The following is a 19482-nucleotide window of genomic DNA, read 5'->3' as shown; positions in this document are numbered from 1 at the left end:
TCTCACCGACACCACATAACCCTTGTGGGAGGGGGCTTGCTACCGATGGCGGTGCATCAGCCAGCTTATCGGTAGCTGACCCACTGCCATCGGCAGCAAGCCCCCTCCCACAGTTGACTGCATTTCAAGGTTGGATCGAGGTGGCCAGTCTTATTCAAACGCCTGGCGATTCTCCGGCGTGATCAACTTGAACGGCACCCATACCACCGTCGACTCCAACACTTCGCCGCGGACCAGGCGGAGCGCGGTGTCCACGGCACCGCTGGCCTGGCCGGCGGCGTCCTGGAACACGCTGACCGCCATCTTGCCCTCGGCCATCAGTTTCAAGCCGTCCGGTGTGCCGTCGATACCGCCGACCCAATAGTCCTTGGCCTGCTTGCCAGCCTTTTCCAGACCCATGATCGCGCCGATTGCCATTTCATCGTTATTGGCGGCGACGATCGAAAAATCGACGCCCTGCTTGACCCAGTCAATGACAATCGTGGCGGCCTGACTGCGCTCCCAGTTGCCGACTTTTTTCTGTATCACTTTCATGTCCGGGTATTTGGCGACGACTTTTTCCACATCCTCCGTGCGCATCAACGAAGATGCGTTGGCCGGGTCGCCCACCAGAATCACCACGTTGCCTTTGTAACCGGCACGGCGCGCCAGTTCTTCCATCTGCAAAGTGCCCGACTCCAACTCGTTGGAGCCGACAAACGCGGTCTGCGCCGGCCACTTTTCCGGGTTCGGGTTACGGTTGACGAACACCAGCGGGATCTTGGCCTGCGAGGCCAATTGCATCATTTGCGCCGCGCTCTTGCCGTCCACCATCGCGATGATGATCGCATCCACTTTGGAATTGACCAGATTGCGGAATTGGCGCATCTGCAAATCGACGCTGTCCTTGCCGTTTTCCATAAAGATGTCGGCGTTCATGACGCCGGCCTGCTGCTGCACCCCATTGCGCAGCAGGGTCTGGAAGTTATCGTCGTATTTTGCCATCCCCACACCCAGCAAGGGCGTGGCGGCCTGGGTGGGGCCCGGAACGAACAGCGTCGCCCCCAGCGCGAGCATTAACCATGCTTTCATGTTCTGACTCCTGCGGCTCAAACGCTGAAATGATGGAGCAGCTCGCGCTGCACTTTGGCCATGTCCGACAGTTCCTGGCTGCTGACGGCGGACTGTTCGGCGCCGTTTGCGGTCAGTTGGGCCGAATCGTTGATCTGGATGACCATCCGACTGGTTTCCTGCACCGTGGCGCTTTGCTGCTCGGTGGCGGCGGCGATCTGAATATTCATGTCGCGGATACTGTCGACCGCGCCGCTCATGGACAGCAACAAATCACCGGCGCCCGAGGCCAGGGACACGCATTGGCTGGACTGCGCCTGGCTTTCGTTCATCACGTGCACCACCGAGTGAATTTTTTCCTGCATGAGCCCGATCATGTCCTGGATTTCGCTGGTCGAGGCCTGCGTACGGCTGGCCAGGGAGCGCACTTCATCGGCCACCACCGCAAAGCCGCGTCCCTGCTCGCCGGCCCGGGCCGCTTCGATCGCCGCGTTCAGGGCCAGCAGGTTGGTCTGTTCGGCAATGGTGCGAATGGCCACCACAATGCCCTCGATGTTCTGCCCGTACTTCTGCAGCTCATCGGTCACCTGCGTGGCTTTGTTCACCTGGTCGGCCTGCTGGCGGATATTGACGATGGTCTCGGCCACGCGCTCCTGCACTTTGTGCGTGAGGTCACTGGTATCGTCCACCGCCTGGCGGGTGTCCTGGGCGCGCCGCGCCACTTCTTCGACCGTGCTTTCCATCTGCGTCATGGCCGAGGCCGCCGACTGCAAACGGTCTTTCTGTTCATCCACCACGCGGGTGGTCTGCTCGCTGTTCAAGGCGTTGCTTCCAGCGGTCACGGCCAGTGCATCGGCAGAGCTGATCAATTCACGGAAGGTTTTCTGCAGGGCCTTGGTCAGTTCGTTCAGGTAGCCGCCCAACTCACCGAACTCATCTTTGCGGCTGACATCGAAACTGACTCGCATGTCGCCGGCGGTGAGTTTCTTGAGCACTTCACGGAACGCCGCCAACGGCCGCCGCAAGCTGAAGGCGACCCACGTACCAATCGCCACCGCCGCCAGCACCGCCAGCACACACGCAATCAACAGCAAGCTGCGGCTGGTGCCGATGGTGGCATTGGCCGAGTGACTGGCCTGGTTGGCGACCTCCAGGGACTGGCTGCCGAACTCGCCAATCCGCTCCAGGGTGGCTTTGAGCGCCGCATCCACCGCATCGCGTTGTTGCTGCACCTGCGTGGCGAGTTTCGCCTCCACTTGATAGGCCTGGAGCAGCCCGTCAGGGGCGGTCAGGTCCGTCAGCAGGCGATTGACCATCACGCCGGCGATACGCCCGGCTCGCGGGTCAATCGAGGTGAGGGCCTGGGCGCGAGAACTGATCACTTCGTCCTGCAGATTGAGCACGCGCTGTAATTTATCAATGGCGGGCGTGACGGTATGAGCGGCGAAGCCATCGTAGGATTTGTTGACTTCCAACAGCAGTTTTTCCGCGGCGGCCACCTGTTGCGGCTCGCCGGCACTGCGTGCCTGCGCGATGTAGTCGCGCAAGTAACTGGTCAACTGTATCGCCTGCGCACTGCTGTAGCCTTGCAGTTTGCGCGTCAGTACCAGCTGCTGCACATGCTGCAAGTGGGAGGTCATCAACGCTTGCGCCTGCTCGGCGTAGGCCGCGACCTGTTGACGCTGCTGCGCCAGGTTCGCCCGCAGAGCCTCATGCTCGCCGGTATAGGCAAGGGTGCTGTCGAGCAACTGGTTGAACTGGGCGACGCTCTCGGTAAACGGGCGCTTGCCGTCCTCGATCTGCTTGGGGTCGGCACTGATCTGAATGGCCAGCAACGCCTGGTTGGCGCGCAGGATATGCACGTACAACTCACTCGCGGCCCGGCTCAAAGGCGCCGACTGGCCGGTGATAATGGTCAAGCGGCTGCCGATGGACTGCGTGTTCTGATAGCTGATCCCGGCCATGATCAGCAGCAACAGCACCAACACCGCAAATCCGCCGATCACGCGCTGCAATATGGTCATGGCTACCCCTTTTTGATTTTTATTGGTTGACCTGAACGACGACCAGGTATGCACCTAGTGGCTATATCGGCCTGGCGGGCGGGGACTTGAGTGCTGAAGGCAGGTTGAAACGCGGTCAAAAAAAAGTGAGAGGGGCTTGCTCCCGATGGCGGTGGGTCAGTCGATATCTACCTTGACTGACCTACTGCTATCGGGAGCAAGCCCCCACATTTGGATCGGTTTACACCTGATGGGTCAGGCTGATTTTTACACCGCGGTTACTGGCTCAACACCACATCGCGCATCGCCGGGATGTAACCGTAGTCGTAAGCCTCCTGCACAAACGAGCGATCGCCCTTCAAGACAATCCTCACCGTGGGCGCTTCGGTGCCGCCGATGCGGAAGTCGTCACCGGTGGTGGGCACGCTGTCGATAAAGGACGTCACCAGGCCGTTGGGCATCACGCAATGAGAATAGGTCTGGAACGGCTGCGAAGGTGGGTTGCCGAGTACCAGCCCGGACGCGTTCATCGGCGTGTAAGGACCAAACAGATGATCGCCAACAAAGCCGTAGACGCCATCAGGGCCGGTCACCCCATCCGCGTAGGTGAATTTATGGCTGATGGTGAACAGGTAGTATTTGCCGTCCTGGAACACATAATGCGGCCGCTCGGTTTGATCGTTCACCCCCACGGCAGTAACCAGCGGCGGCAGGATTTCCCATTCGTCACCGGCAAGGTCCTTGGCGACCGCGAGGCCGATGCAGCCGACCTGATAGCGCGCGCCACCCACGCCCTCATGCCCGGGCGGCACCAGGCCCAGCTCATCCGGGCCCACGTCGTGGGTGCCGCGTTCGCCGGCGACGTTGCCTTCAAACACCATGTACAACTTGCCATCCACCGGGTCGATAAACGGGCTGGGGTCGCGAAAGTTCCAGGTCGAGTTCTGCGCTTCGGTCTGGTAATAGGTGCCGTCCGCTTCGAATAGCGCCTTGACCTGGGTGAAACCGCGTAGCTCCACACCGTTATCGGACGTGACGACTTGGCCCCTGACCTTGGCGATGGTCGCACCTGGAGTCACACAGGTGTAATACAGGTCGATGTCGCCGCCGTTGTTGAGCAGGATCGGCGTGCCGGCCCATTCACGCGTGGTCGGCGATACCCCTTCGGCCATGACCCGGCCGCCGAAGATCCAGTCCTTGCCGGTGCGCGAGTACCAGTAGCAGATGCGCGCATGGCCATGGCGATCTTCCCAATCGCGTTTGATGTCGTAGCGGCCGTCGGCATTGATGAACTGTGGATCGTGGGGACGACGGTCGGCCGTCAGGGTGAAAATAACGGACCAGCCGTCGACCGACACCACCGTGCCATCCAGCGTGCGCAATGGCATGGTGTCCCAGATAAAGACTTTGTCGCTCATCACTGGAAAGTCGCCAGGCACCAACGGCTGGGTAGTGGTCGGGTCGTTTTCGTTGACTTTGAGCGCATCGGCGCGCGTCCAGCGAGTGGGGATGATCGTTGTGTGTTTCATCATTAAGTCCTTTTAATACCGGTGAGTTAGTCCATGACTGCACACAGTGCCTTGGGTGGCTGACATGACCCTTCCTGGGTGATCAGCACTTAAACACTGTGTTTATATACAGTATTCAGCGTTCGCCACGCCGTCAACCCTTACGCAAAAAAAATGTGGAAGGGGGCTTGCTCCCGATTGCGGTCCGTCAGTCATGGAGAGGTCGACTGAACCACCGCTATCGGAGCAAGCCCCCTCCCACAGGGGTGCTGGAGTGCCTGTTGAATCCTATTTGGAAACCGGCATCGCAAACTCCGCGCCCTGTTCGATGCTCTCCGACCAGCGCTGCATGATCGACTTCTGCTTGGTATAGAAGCGCACGCCTTCAGTGCCATAGGCATGCATGTCGCCAAACAGGCTCTTCTTCCAGCCGCCAAACCCGTGCCACGCCATCGGCACCGGGATCGGCACGTTGATGCCGACCATGCCCACCTGAATGCGCCGGGCGAATTCGCGGGCGATGTTGCCGTCGCGGGTGAAGCAACTGACGCCGTTGCCGAATTCGTGGTCGTTGACCAGTTGCACGGCTTCGGCGAAGTCGTTCACGCGCACGCAGGCCAGCACTGGGCCGAAGATTTCTTCGCGGTAGATGCTCATCTCTTGGGTGACGTGGTCGAACAGCGTCGCGCCGAGCCAGAAGCCGTTTTCCAGGCCGGGTTCGGTGGGCACATAGTCGCGCCCATCGAGCAGCAATTGCGCGCCGGCCTGCACGCCTTGTTCGATGTAGCCGCTGATGCGTTCCAGGGCAGCGCGAGACACGATCGGGCCCATTTCGGCTTTCAGGTCGCGGCCGTCGGTGATGCGCAGTTGCTTGGCACGCTCGCTCAGGGCGGCGATGACCTTGTCGCCCACATCGCCGACCAGCACGGCCACGGAGATGGCCATGCAGCGTTCGCCGGCACTGCCGTAGGCGGCGCCCATCAGTGCGTCGACGGTTTTTTCGATATCGGCGTCAGGCATCACCACCATGTGGTTTTTCGCACCGCCCAGGCCTTGCACACGCTTGCCGTGACGCGCACCGGTCTCGTAGATGTATTGGGCAATCGGCGTGGAGCCGACAAAGCTCACGGCCTTGACGTCCGGGTGTTCGATCAGCGCGTCCACCGATTCCTTGTCGCCTTGCACCACGTTGAACACGCCTTTGGGCAGGCCGGCTTCGCGCAGCAGTTCGGCCATGAACAGCGATGCACTCGGATCGGTAGGGCTTGGCTTGAGGATGAAGGTGTTGCCCGCCGCGATGGCGATCGGGTACATCCACATCGGCACCATCACCGGGAAATTGAACGGGGTGACACCCGCCACCACACCCAGGGGTTGGCGCATCGTCCAGTTGTCCATGCCACGGGACACCTGGTCGGAATATTCACCCTTGAGCAGGTTGGGAATGCCGCAGGCGAATTCGAGGATGTCGATGCCACGGTCGACTTCACCCTGGGCGTCGGTGAAGACCTTGCCGTGCTCGGCGACGATGATGCGCGCCAGGTCGTCCTTGCGCTCACGCAGCAGGTGCAGGTATTGGAACAGCACACGGGCGCGGCGGATCGGCGGGGTGTCGGCCCAGCCGTCGAAGGCGGCCTGGGCGGCGGCGACGGCTTCGGCCACGGTCTGGCGGCTGGCCAGCGCGACGCGTGCGGTTTTTTCGCCGGTGGCCGGGTTGAAGACGTCCTGATAGCGATCATCGCGGCTCACGCGCTGGTCGTTGATGTAGTGCTCGATGGTGGTGGTCATGGCAGTCGATCCAGGTGGGTAGCGGTGGAACACACCTTAGGCTTTCGCTTTGTTCCAAACCAGAGCAGAATCCTGAACTTATTGTCCATAAACGCGAACAATACACCCATGGAAAAAACTGAGATCGAGGGGCTTTGGACCCATATCCACTGGCTGTCGGTGCTGGAAGAGCAAGGCACCTATACCGCCGCCGCCGCGCGCCTGGGGGTGAGTAAATCGGCGGTGAGCCAGCGCATTTCCGATCTGGAAAAAGCCACCGGCACACGGCTGGTCACGCGCACCACGCGCAGTGTGCGCTTGACCGATGCGGGGCTGTCGTTGACCCGTGAAGTGCGCAGCGCCTACGCGCAAATCGCCCGCGGTTTTTCGTCCGTGCGCGACTCGGTCGGGGAGATTCGCGGGCTGGTGCGGCTGACCGCGCCGGTGGCGTTCGCCAGGCAGCAATTGGTGCCGCATCTGTCGGAATTTTTACAGCAGTACCCGCAGGTGCGTATCCAACTGGATGTGTCCGATGCCTTGAGTTCGCTGGCCGCCGAAGGTTACGACCTGGCCGTGCGCCACGGCTTCCAGGTGCCGGAAACCCACGTGGCGTGGAAGCTCTGCGACACCGGCTCGGTGCTGGTCGCCAGCCGTGATTACCTGCAGCGTCACGGCGAACCGCGCGCCCCCGGGGACTTATCCGCCCACAACTGCCTGTTTTACCCTCGGGGCACCGACCAACCGGCGTGGACTTTCGAGCGCGGCAGCCAGAACGTCGAGCGTCTCACCGTGCCCATCGCCGGCAGTTTCGCCACCAACAACAGTGAAGCCCTGCGCGATTCGGCCCTCAACCACCTGGGCATCGCCCTGCTCCCGGACTTCAGCGCCCACGCCGCGCTGGCCAACGGCACGCTGGTACAAGTGCTCAAAGACTGGACGCTCAAGGGCGCCTTTGCCGATGAGATCTACTTGATCCGGCCGTACTCGCCCCACGTACCGAAGTCGGTGAGCGCACTGGTGGGTTATTTGAAGGAAAAGTTGTCGCTTGGTTTTCGCTACGGTGGGTAAAGCTGACCGTGCACCGTTTGAAGACGTGACCAGCCATGACGTTTTTGCACAACGCATCGGTATTTTTAGGCGTTCATCTTCAGATTTATGCATGCCTATACTCGGTCCGGCCTGCTGTTGAGCCGCAGGCAGCCGCACAATAAAAAGGTCCCTACAACAATAATCAAGGACACCGACCATGACGCATCCCTTCCTGGCCGCCCGGGATTTCCTGCTCGCGCACCGCACCGACTATGCCACTGCCGTCCGTGACTTCCGCTGGCCGCAGTTGGATGCGTTCAACTGGGCCCTGGACTACTTCGATGTGATGGCCGAGGGCAATTCGGCCAACGCACTGTGGATCGTCGAAGAGGACGGCAGCGAGCAGCGCTACAGCTTCGCGCAATTGGCTGCGCGCTCGAACCAGGTGGCCAACCATCTGCGTGCCCTCGGGGTGCGTCGTGGTGAACGGGTGTTGTTGATGCTCGGCAACGACGTGGCGCTGTGGGAAACCATGCTCGCCGCCTTCAAGCTCGGTGCCGTGGTGATCCCCGCCACCGCCCTGCTCAACCCGGATGATTTGCGTGACCGTATCGAGCGCGGCCAGGTGCGCCACCTGGTGGTGGGTGCGGCGCATGTCGATAAGTTCGTCGGCCTGGGCGACGGCTGCAGCCGCGTTTGCGTGGGCGCGGCGCCCGCGGGTTGGGTCGCGCACAGCGCCGCCTTCAATTACCCCGAGCAGTTCCAGGCCGAGGGCCGCACCCTGGCCACCGACCCGATGCTGCTGTATTTCACCTCCGGCACCACGTCCAAACCGAAGATGGTGCTGCACAGCCACCAGAGCTACCCGGTGGGGCATCTGTCGACGATGTACTGGATCGGCCTGCAACCGGGCGACCTGCACCTGAACATTTCGTCTCCGGGCTGGGCCAAGCACGCCTGGAGTTGCCTGTTCGCCCCCTGGAATGCCGGTGCGTGCATCTTTATCCATAACGTGGCGCGGTTCAGCGCACAGGCTTTGCTCGGCGCGCTGCAACACTATGGCGTGACCAGCCTGTGCGCCCCGCCCACGGTGTGGCGCATGTTGATCCAGGAAGACCTGGCCAGTTACAAGCCGCGCCTGAGCCTGCGCGAACTGGTGGGTGCCGGTGAGCCGCTGAACCCGGAAATCATTGAGCAGATCCAGCACGCCTGGGGCTTGCCGCTGCGCGACGGTTTCGGCCAATCGGAAACCACCGCCCTGGTCGGCAACACCCCCGGCCAAGTGCTCAAGCCGGGCTCCATGGGCCGCTCATTACCGGGCTACCGCGTGGCGCTGCTCGACCCCGATGGCGTGCCCGCCGGCGAAGGCGAAGTGGCGCTGCCCCTGGATGTGCGCCCGCTCGGCTTAATGCTGTGCTACGAGGACAGCCCGGAAAAAACCGCCGAAGTGATGCGCGACGGTTACTACCGCACCGGCGATACCGCGCAGATCGACAGCGACGGCTACATCACCTTTGTGGGCCGCGCCGATGACGTGTTCAAGGCCTCCGACTACCGCATCAGCCCGTTCGAACTGGAAAGCGCGCTGATCGAACACCCGGCGGTCATGGAAGTGGCCGTGGTGCCCAGCCCCGACCCGCTGCGCCTGGCGGTGCCCAAAGCGTTCCTGATCCTGGCCCACGATGCGCCGGGCAGTGCGGAGCTGGCCGCGCACATCCTCGCGTTTGCCCGCGAGCATCTGGCGCCCTATAAGCGGGTGCGCCGTATCGAGTTTGTGAGTGAACTGCCCAAGACCATTTCCGGGAAGATCCGCCGGGTGGAACTGCGGCAGATGGAGGTGGTGCGGCGCCAGGGGCAGACGCGGGGCGAGCACGAGCATTTCGAGGAGGATTTTTCTTGAGGGCAAAACCTGGTGTTGCGGCAGGCTACCAGTGGTACCAGATGCTCCAGATAATTGAGGCACCGAACCATATAGCTCCAAAATTATAGGGCCACAACGCCCAACGCTTAAGGGATAGGGGGATGGCGGCCAGCTCGGCTTCGGTCACATCCCCTCGCTTGATATGCGTTTTGGGCATCGCCAACAACTGATTGATCAGGCACATGCGGTGAAACCTGTCGATATGGGTATTTCTGCCCCAAAAACGTTTGTTATCGCAGACCACCTTGTTCTCGCTGAAGTAGCTTTCCAACTCTTCGAGCTTTGTGTATTCGGCGTAGAAAGTGAGCCCCGAGAAAACCAGGCACGCTGCAAATACAAGAACTGTAAAGATGAGAAAAAAATCCATGGTTAGGCGCCTTCTGGTTGATAGATAAAGTCACCATCGATCTCCAGGATGTTGCCGCCCAGAAATGCGCCCCCGTCGCCAAATATATTGCCTCCCGCATACCCTCCCGCAGCGCCGCCAATAACTGCACAGGCCAACGCACCGTTTCCTTTAGCCGCAACGCCCAAAAGAATCGTACAGACTTGAGAGGCGAATTTTGCACCGAACTTCCCTCCTCCATAAGCTCCCGCCACGCCAGCCACCAACCTCCCAGTCTCCACATACTTGGCCCGCCGACACTGCGCCTCTCGCCCTTCGACACACGCTTGCTTGATCTCCAACCCTGCCACTCCCACATCCATCGCCAATCCCACGTACGTCCCCTTCCCCAACCATTTCGACGTCTGCGCAATCGCCCGCATCCGCTGCGCATACCCGGCAATCTCGCCCTTGTGCAGATAGCTTTTGGTGGAGATCCCAATACCTTCTTTAACGCCTGATTGCCCCGCAACCCCGTGCCAAATCGCGCCGCGCCTTGCAGCTGGGTTTCCAGCAGCCCGAACAGGACCTTGCGCTGGTGAAAAAACGCTTCTCGATCCAAACCGCCCTCCCTCAGGCGCTGATGCAATCGCTCGATCTCCTCCAGCGTATGCGCCACCTCATCCAGATGCCGTGACCATGCCGATGTTGCGCTGCCGATGCCCAACGAGCTGTACCCCAACAGGCTTTGCAGCAAGTCATAGTCATTGACCACCTGGGTTCCGCCCGCATTGTCCAGCTCCCGGCGAATCGCCTGCGCCTGACGCACCAGCCAGGCCTCCTCCATGGAACAGCTGGCGCTGTAGGCATCGGGAATAATGACCAACTGCCCGGGCATCACCAGCCCACGGCGCAGATGATGGTTCAACACATCGAAATGGTCCGAGCGTTCCCGACTCAAACCGCTGGCCATCAAGCGGGATTTCAAGCTCTGGTAGTCCGCCGTGCGGTCGTTGATATAGCCCTGCGCCATGTCCTACATCCCAGGAGGCAATGAAGATGGCGTCGGAATATAAGCAAGGGAATAGACCCCGGACACAAGCCCAGGGGGTCTGAATTACATTTGGGAAGTTGCCTACATTTCAGGGAAAAAGCGCCTACGCAAAAGCCGCACTTGAACCTCGACGGACAACTGCCCCCATTCAGGGCAGTGCCGCCAAGCTGCGGTGTGACCGTGCGAAACCGGCCCCGCGCGAGTGGTGAAGGGGTGCCGCTTACAGGTCGTAACGCAACGCCATGCCAAAGGTGCGTGGCGCTCCCGCATCGATGATTTCGTCATCGCGGTTGTTGGTGACGTAGCGCTTGTCGAAGGCGTTTTTCACGAAGCCCGACACCGCCACGTGCTGGGTGACTTTGAATTCGCTGCTGAAATTGGCCAGCACGTAGTTGTCACTCCTGCGCTCGCCATTGACCTTGCCCGCCGCATCGAACTCGTACGCGGACGGGGTCGTGCTCTGATACGTAACGTCGGTGTTGAAGGTCAGGCGGTCGTTGATGCGATAGATGCCGCCCACCGACATCTTGTACTTGGGCGCGTACAGGAACGCCTGGCCACTGCGGTCCTGGCCATTGCCCGCGATGAAGTCCTTGTATTTGCCGTCGGTGATCGCCCCCCCGACGGTCAAGGTCAACTGCTCGCTGAGGTCTTTTTCGACGAACACTTCCAGGCCCTTGATATCACTGCGACCGGCGTTGTAGACGTCAATGATATTGGTGTTGGCCTGGCGCACGCTGACCTGTTGGTCTTTCCAGTCGGTGTAATACAGGTTGGCGCGGGCGCGCAGGGTGTCTTCGAAGAATGAACCGCGGTATGACAACTCGTAGTTGGTGGTGTACTCAGGGTCGTACGACTGGTGGCCGCTGCCGGAGCGCACATTCACGCCGCCGCCGCGATAGCCCTTTTGCACCATAAAGCCCAGGTACTGGCCGGCGGCGAGTTCGTAGTTGATACCGAGTTTGGGCAGCACGGCGGCGAACGACTTGTTGACCTTGGCGGCGTCGGACAGATCGTCCTGCTTGATGTCAGTGTCGTTGGTCTCGTGGTCGTAGCGCAGGCCGGTGACCAGCGTCCAGCGCGGGGCAAAGGTCCAGTTGACTTCACCGAACAGCGCTTTGTTTTCGATAGTCGTGTCGCCTTTGACCGTCGCTGCCAACTCACCAGCAGACAACAACCGGTCGTGGAAATTGTTGGTGTTGTGGCCGTAGTAGGCCCCGATGAAACTCTTCACCGTGTCCGAGCTGTAGTTGAGGCGCAGTTCCTGGCCGAACAGTTTGCCATCCTGCTTGCGCAGAATAACGTCGTTGTCCACGGCGTTCTGGTCGAAATCCAGGCGGTTGCTGTAGTCCGAATTCGTGTTGGTGGTGAGGCTGGTCAGCGACCACTGATCGTCGAGGCGGTAGTCGAGTTTGGCGCTGACGGTGTCCTGGAGAAGGTTGTCGAACGCCTGGGTGTTGGAAGACACCTTGTAGTAACGCACCTTGTCCGGGTTGCGGATGACCGAGTTGTCACCCTGGCGGTGTTCGTTGTGGGCATAGGTGAGCAAGACGTCGAGGTCGTCGCTGGGCGTGATCAGCAGCTTGCCGCGTGCATTGCTGGTGCGATGGGGGTTGGCGTCCTTGCCGAGCGCGATGTTATCGATATAGCCATCGCCATCCTGGTAATCCAGGGCGATGCGCCCGGCGATCTTGTCATCGACAATGCTCCCGCCGCCGGCAACCGCCGCGCCTTTTTCACCGTAGTTGCCCACATTGGTTTGCGCCGAAAAGCTGGGTTGGAACGTCGGGTTGCGGGTCTGCACCACCACCGCACCGGCCAGGGAGTTGCGCCCCTGGGTGGTGGATTGCGGGCCGAGGAAGACCTCGACTTGCTCGACATCCCACAATGTCGTGGGGCTCAGGGTCAGGGTACGGTTGGGTTGCACGGCGCCGTCCACATACACCGACACAGCGCCGTTGAGGGTGGCCGGGCCCTGGTCGTCGAAACCGGACACCGGCACACCGCGAATACCCCAGTTTTCGTTACCGGCCTGGCTGTACACGCCCGGCGTACGAGCGAAGACATCGACCAGGCTGTGGTCGGCCTTGTCGCGCAGTTGCTGTTCAGTCACCACCACTACGCTGGATTGGGTTTGCTCAAGGCTGCGGTTGATTTTTTCCCCGCTCACCGTGATCGGGGCAATTTCCAGGGGGGCCGTTTCAGCCGCCCAGGCGCCACCTGTCACGCACACCACCGACCCTACCGCCAGTGCAATTGTATTCTTTTTGAAATTCACGCCCGCGCCCCTGTGACCGATCATTATTGTTTTTGCGGCGTGCCAAAAAGCAGCCAAACGCCAGCAGGGCGGAGTTTAAGGGATACCCAACAGGAAGTGAATGTAATTGATAAACAATATCATTCGTCATGAATGCGCATTCGTGTATCCGATTGATTACATCGGCCCTGCGTCAGCGTGATCCGGCCGCAACGCAGTCAGAAATCGACCGTGGCCGACAGCTGCAACGTACGTGGATAACCCGGCGAAAACGCCCCATACGACGCCACACCCGACCAATACTCGCGATCAAACACGTTCTGTACGGTCGCGCGCAAAGTGGTGGGCCGCCCTTCTATCTTCGTCACATACCGCGCGCCCGCGTCGATGCGCGTCCAGGAATCCAGCGCCTGGGTATTGGCCTGATTGACGTATTGGCTATCGGTGTAGATCGCGCCGCCGGTGAGGGTAAAGCCTTCCAGCCACAGGGTGTCGTACTCGGCCCACAGGTTGGCCTGGATGTCCGGCACGCCCACGGGTTTGTTGCCACGGTTGGCTGCGGTGGCGGACTTTGTCAGCTCACCCTCAAGAAAGGTCACGCCGCCCATCAACCGCGTGCGGGGTGCCACTTCGCCGTACGCGCTCAGTTCGACGCCACGGTTGCGCTGCTCGGCCTGTACCGAATACACACCATTGGCGCCCAGTTCGCCGCTGGGCTTTTCGATCTGGAACAACGCCACGCTGGTCATGAAAGTACCGTGCTCATACTTCACGCCCAGCTCATGCTGCTTGGACTTGTACGGCGCAAAGGTGTCGCCGGCGTTGCTCGCCGTGCCTGGGGCGGTGTCGCCTTTGCTCAGGCCCTCGACATAGTTGTAGTAGAGCGACACGTCATCCCACGGCTTGACCACCACGCCCACCAGCGGCGTGGTCGCGTTGTCTTTGTAGCGTGAGCTGACCGCGCCCGCGGCGTTGTAGTTACGTGACTCAATCGCCTGGCGACGCACGCCCAGGGTCAGTTGGATGCGCTCATCCAGAAAGCCCAGGGTGTCCGTCAGCGCCACGCCGGACAAATCCGATTCGGAAACGCGCAACACCCGGGGCGCGTTGATTGATTGCTTGGGCGCGTCCACCGGGTGATACAGATTGGAGCGAACCAGCGTGCCACTGTTGATGCCACGGGACAGTTCGTCCTGGTAACGGGTTGCCATCAGCGTAGCGGTATGGGTCACCGGGCCCGTCGCGAACAACCCGCGCAGGCCCACATCGGCGGTGGAGCGGTCAACGTTGAACTTGTAGTAACCGGGCGTGTTGCTGGTATCACCGGCGGCGTTGAGAATTTGTGGCACCTGGTCGGACATGCGCTTCACATCCGACCTGCCGCCACCGGCGTGGGCGAACACGGTGAGCGAGTCGCTCAGGTCATATTCGCCGCCGAGCAACGCCGACTGCTCCTTGGTGTCCGACCAGCCCCACTTCTGCGGCAGGCTGGTGCGGCCGTTCGCGGCAGACGGCACGTCCGCGCCCGGCGCAATGGTGAAAGGCCGCGAAGCGCCTTCAAAGCTCTCTTTCTGACTGAGGTAATCGAGGTTCAGGCGCAGCCGCTCGCCGCGATAATCCAGGGCGATGGCGCCGATACCGACATCGCGGTTCTGGCTGTCCACGGCAGTGTCGCCGCCCTGGAGGCTACCGTTGAAGCGCACGCCAAACTGGTTTTCGTCGCCAAAGCGCCGGCTGATGTCCAGGTGGCCACCCACTTGGGTATCGGAGGCGTAACTGCCGGTGAAGCGGGTCAAGTCCTGATCCAGCGGGCGCTTGGGCACGATATTGATCACCCCGCCGACGCCGCTGTTGGGTGAAATGCCGTACATCAACGCTCCCGGCCCCTTGAGTACTTCGACGCGTTCGGCGTACTCGGTAAATGCACGGTAGTTGGGCGCCACGCCGTACACGCCGTCATACGCCAACTCGCCCAGGTTGCCCTCGCCGATCGCAAAGCCACGCACGAAAAACGAGTCGACGATACCCCCGGTCTGCCCGGTGGAACGCACCGAGGGGTCGCGCTCCAGGGCATCGGCCACGGTCACGGTTTGCAGGTCGGCGAGGGTCTTGGCGGTGTAGCTGGTAACGCTGAACGGCGTGTCCATCACATCCTTGTTGCCCAGCATGCCCAGGCGCGCGCCACGGGCCACCTGGCCACCGGCGAGCACATCGGGCAGGTCGGTGGGGCCGGTGTAGCGAGCGTTGACGTTCGTCGCGTCAAGGGTCAGGGGCGGCGGGCTGTCGTCGGTCGGCTCGGCGATAGCGGCCCAGGCGTTGCTGCTGGCAGCCGCCAGCAACAGGGCGGTACGAATGGCGAGTGTTAACCGGCTGGCAACAGGCATGGCGTCAGGGTCCTTTCATCGAGAGCAGAGGGGAATTACTGCTGATGCCAGCCGACGCGCGAAAAAGTATCACCTGCCCTGCGTTTTCTTTCGAACCAGGCGGTCGCCGCGTGCGCGATTGCAATGCGCGGCGGTTGTCATTTAGTATTGGGAATACTTCTCAGTTGCACGAATCCGCACCATGAGCGACAGCCTCCCCGCCCCCAACACCTCTCACCTGCGTGCAATCGAGGCGCTGTACAGCGGCCATCACGGCTGGCTGTACGCCACGCTCAAACGCAAACTCGGCAACGCCATGGATGCGGCGGACCTGGCCCAGGACACCTTCACCCGCATCCTCGCCTCCCAGGTCACGGTGATCGACCAGCCCCGCGCTTATCTGACCTGCGTGGCCAAGGGCATCCTGGTCAACTGGTACCAGCGCAAGGCGTTGGAGCGTGCGTACCTGGAAGCGCTCGCCAGTGTCCCGGCCCACGAGGTGCCGTCACCGCAAGCGCACTTCATCGTGCTGGAGACCCTGCACGAAATCGACGCGATGCTCGACGCGCTGCCGCCGCTGGTCAAGCGTGCGTTCCTGCTGTCGCAGCTCCACGGTCTCCAATACCAGGCCATCGCCGAGCAACTGGGCGTGTCGCTGATCACCATCAAGCGCTACATGAAACAGGCGTTCATGCAATGCCTGATGCGGGTCGAATAAGTGCTCAGCCTGGGCAAGGAACCGCCGCTGCCCGCCGATGTTCTGGAAGAAGCCGCCGAGTGGCTGATGCGCCTGAGCGAAACCGACCTGAGCGCCAGCGAGCGCGCCGAATGGGAACGCTGGAAGGTCAGCAGCCCCGAACGCGCTCGCGCCTGGGCTCGGGCCCAATTGCTGCAAAGCACGCTCGGTGGCCTGCCGCCGTCCCTGGCGATGTCGACCCTGGACCGCCCAAGCAACCCGCAACGCCGCGCCGCCCTGGGCAAACTGGCGCTGCTGTTGGCGGTGATGCCGGTAGGCTGGGGCAGTTGGAAGCTGACACAGTCCCAGCAATGGACAGCCGACCACCGCACCCGCGTCGGCGAACGCCGCGAACTGACCCTGGCGGACGGCTCGCGCGTGACCCTCAACACCGACACCGCCATCGACGTGCTGTTCGACAGCCAGCAACGCCTGCTGCACCTGCGCGAAGGCGAAATCCTGGTGCAGACTGCCGCAGACACCGCACGCCCGTTTCTGGTCAGCACGCGCGAGGGCCGCCTGCAGGCCCTGGGCACGCGTTTTACCGTGCGCGAACTGAACGAACGTACCCACCTGGCTGTGCTCGAAGGTGCCGTTAAAGTAGTGCTGGCCGAAAACGACCAGCGGCCGCCGTTGATCGTCAACGCCGGGCAACGCATAGACTTTTCCACTCAACATTGGGGCGCGCTCAGCCCCACGGATCGCAATGTCGGTGCCTGGACCCAAGGCATGCTGATGGCGGACAACATGCGCCTGGCCGACTTTGTCGCCGAACTGACGCGCTATCGCCGTGGCTTCGTGCGCTATGACCCGGCGATTGCCGACCTGCGCATTTCCGGCGCGTTCCCCATCGCCGACACCCAGCGCACCTTGAACATGCTGGTGCAAACCTACCCGGTTCTCGCCAGCGGCCATCTGAACGGCTATTGGGTCACCCTGTCCCCGGCCTGACAGCCGCAACAATAAATCCGCGCCGGGTGATACTTTTTTTGATCTCGACTGGCAAACACAAGCCCCCTTCCCTCTTATCCATAGGGCTGCCTTCCATGCTTGTCATTCGCAGCGCGCTGCTCAGCCTGGCCCTGGCCGGTACCGCCCTGGCGGACGTGCCGGCGCCATTGGAGACGGCGCGGGTGCGTGCTTATCAGATTGCCCCCGGCCCGCTCGGAGCCACGCTGTCGAGTTTTGCCATGGAGGCCGGGATTGCCCTGTCGTTCCTCCCTGCCCTCACCGAAGGCCTGACCAGCCCGGGTTTGTCCGGTAACTACTCGCCCCGGCAAGCCATGAGCCGGTTGCTGGCCGGCAGCGGCCTGGAGGCGGTACTGCGCAACGACGGCAGCTACACCCTCGTATTGCGCCAAGTCACGCTGTCGGACACCACGGTCAGCGGCGTCGAGCCACGCACCAACAGCCTGCCACCGCTGTACTCCGGCAACCAAGTGGCCACCGGTGGACGCCTGGGCATGCTCGGCAATACCGACATCATGGACGCGCCTTTCAGCGTCAGCACCTACAGCGCGGCGCTGATCAAGGACCAGCAGGCGACCACCGTGGGCGATGTGCTGGAACGCGATTCCTCGGTACGCTCCACCGGGCAGACGGGCGGCATTGTCGACTCGTTTTTCATCCGTGGTTTTCCGGTAGGTGAAGGCAACCTCGGCGAGTTGGCATTCGACGGTGTGTACGGCGTGGCATCCAATTACCGCGTGTTTACCGATTACGCCGAGCGCATCGAAGTGGTCAAGGGCCCCGGCGCGCTGCTGTACGGTATGGCGCCCAACAGCGCGGTAGGCGGGGTGATCAACATCGTGCCCAAGCGCTCTCTCGATGAAGACCTGACCCGTTATACCGCCAGCTACGCCCAGGATGCGCACTGGGGCAACCACCTCGATATCAGCCGACGGCTTGGCGAGGCGCGGCGCTTGGGCGTACGCATCAATGCCAGCGTGCAGAATGGCGACACGGTGATCGACCAACAGTCGCGCAATATCGACATCGGCGCCCTGTCTCTGGACTACCAGGGTGAACGCCTGCGTACCAGCCTCGACCTGATCTCCCAGCAAGAGACCTTCGATGCGGCCTCCCGCCCGTTCCTGATCGATAGCGACGTGGCCATCCCAACCGCCGCCAACGGCCGCACCAACGTCAGTCAGGACTGGGGCTGGTCGCGCACCCGGGACAAATCGGCTTTGCTCAGCGGCGAATACGACCTCACCGAGGCCCTCACCGTGTTCGCCCACGCCGGCGGCGGCAAATCGGCCGTGGCGCGCCTGTCCGACCAGACCCCGAGCATCGTCAACGCCGCCGGCGACACCTCGTCGATCCCCGGCTACTACCGCTTCAACGTGCAGCGCTACACGGTCGACGTCGGAGCATGGCTGCGCTTTGACACGGGGCCGATCAGCCACCGCAGCACGCTACAGGCCAGCCGTTATCGCGATGAACTGTCGCGGGGGATCATTTCTGGTGCGCCGGTACTGTCGAATATCTATCACCCGGTGAACCGGCCAGAACCGTCGATTGCCAAGCCGGATATGCCCAAAGTCTCGGCCTCCGAACTCTCCGGCGTCGCCATCGCCGACACCTTGTCGATACTCGACCAGCGGGCGCAGATCACCCTCGGCCTGCGCCAGCAGCGTATCCAATCGAGCAACTACAACAACGCAGGCGCCGTCACCAGCGCCTATGACGACAGCCAGATCACACCGCTGTTTGGCGTGGTGCTCAAGCCCTGGGAGCATGTGGCGTTCTACTACAACGCTCTCGAAGGCCTGAGCAAAGGTGACGTGGCGCCCTCCAATGCCGCGAACGCGGGGGAGGTCTTTGCGCCTTACGTGTCCAAACAACACGAAGTCGGGGTCAAGATCGACTACGGCACGTTCATGTCGACCCTCGCACTGTTCCAGATCCACAAGCCCAGCGGCGAATTGGCCGCCGGGCGCTTTTCGGTACAGGGCCAACAGCGCAACCGCGGCCTCGAACTGAGCGTGTCTGGCGAAGTCACCCAAGGCACGCGCCTGCTCGGCGGCGTGACCCTGCTGGACGCGCGACTGACCAAGACCGCGAATGCCGCCAACCAAGGCAACGCACCGGTGGGTGTGCCCAAGGTGCAAGCCAACCTGTGGGCCGAATGGGACACGCCATGGGTCGAGGGCCTGACGCTCACCAGCGGCGCGCTCTATACCGCCCGCCAGTACGCCAACCAGGCCAACACGCAACAGCTCGATGCCTGGACACGCTTCGATATCGGCGCGCGCTTCAGCACCCGCATCGCCGAACAGCCAACCACATTTCGCGCCACGGTACAGAACCTGTTCGATCGCCAGTATTGGTCAGGCGTTGCCTCATACGGCGCGTTTTCCCAAGGCTCGCCACGCACGTTGTCGTTGTCGGCTACGGTTGATTTCTGATCGAGACCGACAGTCAAGGCCACACAAAAAAAGCCCGCAAGCGCACCCACATGCACTCA

12 protein-coding genes and 2 pseudogenes are annotated in these 19482 nt (G+C 61.8%); 5 read left to right on the top strand and 9 right to left on the bottom strand.

The genetic code is table 11. The features are described from left to right. Nucleotides 1–150: 150 nt before the first annotated feature. From KSS96_RS12290 to KSS96_RS12275, 5 genes and pseudogenes are all read right to left on the bottom strand, one after another. Nucleotides 151–1071, bottom strand: coding sequence for a substrate-binding domain-containing protein (locus KSS96_RS12290; RefSeq protein ID WP_017528363.1), 921 nt, complete (start codon nt 1069–1071; stop codon nt 151–153). 17 nt (nt 1072–1088) lie between these two features. Then, nucleotides 1089–1844, bottom strand: coding sequence for a methyl-accepting chemotaxis protein (locus KSS96_RS28325; RefSeq protein WP_371911986.1), 756 nt, complete (start codon nt 1842–1844; stop codon nt 1089–1091). A gap of 102 nt (nt 1845–1946) precedes the next feature. Then, a pseudogene (locus KSS96_RS28320) lies at nt 1947–2366 on the bottom strand (HAMP domain-containing protein); the annotation flags it as partial. 965 nt (nt 2367–3331) lie between these two features. Next, nucleotides 3332–4582: a glycoside hydrolase family 68 protein gene (locus KSS96_RS12280; RefSeq protein ID WP_065877868.1), complete on the bottom strand. Its 1251-nt coding sequence runs from the start codon at nt 4580–4582 to the stop codon at nt 3332–3334. Nucleotides 4583–4849: 267 nt separating this feature from the next. Continuing rightward, entirely contained in the window at nt 4850–6349 is a 1500-nt protein-coding gene (locus tag KSS96_RS12275) for a CoA-acylating methylmalonate-semialdehyde dehydrogenase (protein ID WP_017528360.1), read from the bottom strand. 108 nt (nt 6350–6457) lie between these two features. Between KSS96_RS12275 and KSS96_RS12270 the strand changes: the two genes are divergently transcribed. After that, nucleotides 6458–7396 carry a LysR family transcriptional regulator gene (locus KSS96_RS12270; protein ID WP_017528359.1) on the top strand — a complete coding sequence of 313 codons (939 nt, stop codon included), beginning with the start codon at nt 6458–6460 and terminating at the stop codon, nt 7394–7396. Between the two features lie 178 nt (nt 7397–7574). Next, a complete protein-coding gene (locus KSS96_RS12265) occupies nt 7575–9257 on the top strand; it encodes an AMP-binding protein (RefSeq protein ID WP_137220188.1) in 1683 nt (560 codons plus the stop codon). A gap of 25 nt (nt 9258–9282) precedes the next feature. On the opposite strand, the gene KSS96_RS12260 is transcribed toward KSS96_RS12265, so the two are convergent. The 4 genes and pseudogenes from KSS96_RS12260 to KSS96_RS12245 form a co-directional block, all read right to left on the bottom strand. Beyond that, on the bottom strand, nt 9283–9645 hold the full coding sequence (locus KSS96_RS12260) for a hypothetical protein (protein ID WP_065877864.1): 363 nt from the start codon (nt 9643–9645) through the stop codon (nt 9283–9285). A gap of 2 nt (nt 9646–9647) precedes the next feature. Next, a pseudogene (locus KSS96_RS12255) lies at nt 9648–10636 on the bottom strand (hypothetical protein). A gap of 241 nt (nt 10637–10877) precedes the next feature. Continuing rightward, nucleotides 10878–12935, bottom strand: coding sequence for a TonB-dependent receptor (locus KSS96_RS12250; protein WP_065877900.1), 2058 nt, complete (start codon nt 12933–12935; stop codon nt 10878–10880). 197 nt (nt 12936–13132) lie between these two features. After that, nucleotides 13133–15298 (bottom strand): TonB-dependent receptor, encoded by a 2166-nt coding sequence (locus KSS96_RS12245; RefSeq protein ID WP_068932187.1) that lies wholly within the window; start codon nt 15296–15298, stop codon nt 13133–13135. Between the two features lie 181 nt (nt 15299–15479). On the opposite strand from KSS96_RS12245, the gene KSS96_RS12240 reads away from it, so the two are divergent. The 3 genes from KSS96_RS12240 to KSS96_RS12230 all read left to right on the top strand — a co-directional run bounded on the left by KSS96_RS12240 (nt 15480) and on the right by KSS96_RS12230 (nt 19423). Beyond that, nucleotides 15480–15995: a sigma-70 family RNA polymerase sigma factor gene (locus tag KSS96_RS12240; protein ID WP_217856363.1), complete on the top strand. Its 516-nt coding sequence runs from the start codon at nt 15480–15482 to the stop codon at nt 15993–15995. Continuing rightward, nucleotides 15996–16964 carry a FecR domain-containing protein gene (locus KSS96_RS12235; protein WP_065877858.1) on the top strand — a complete coding sequence of 323 codons (969 nt, stop codon included), beginning with the start codon at nt 15996–15998 and terminating at the stop codon, nt 16962–16964. Nucleotides 16965–17059: 95 nt separating this feature from the next. After that, complete coding sequence (locus tag KSS96_RS12230) at nt 17060–19423, top strand: TonB-dependent receptor (protein ID WP_217856361.1); 2364 nt, start codon at nt 17060–17062, stop codon at nt 19421–19423. Nucleotides 19424–19482 lie beyond the last annotated feature (59 nt).

It is taken from the genome of Pseudomonas asgharzadehiana (genome assembly GCF_019139815.1).
GTDB lineage: Bacteria > Pseudomonadota > Gammaproteobacteria > Pseudomonadales > Pseudomonadaceae > Aquipseudomonas > Aquipseudomonas asgharzadehiana.
Note: the sequence above shows the minus strand (reverse complement) of the source record. Positions and strands in the feature narration are given on the sequence as shown.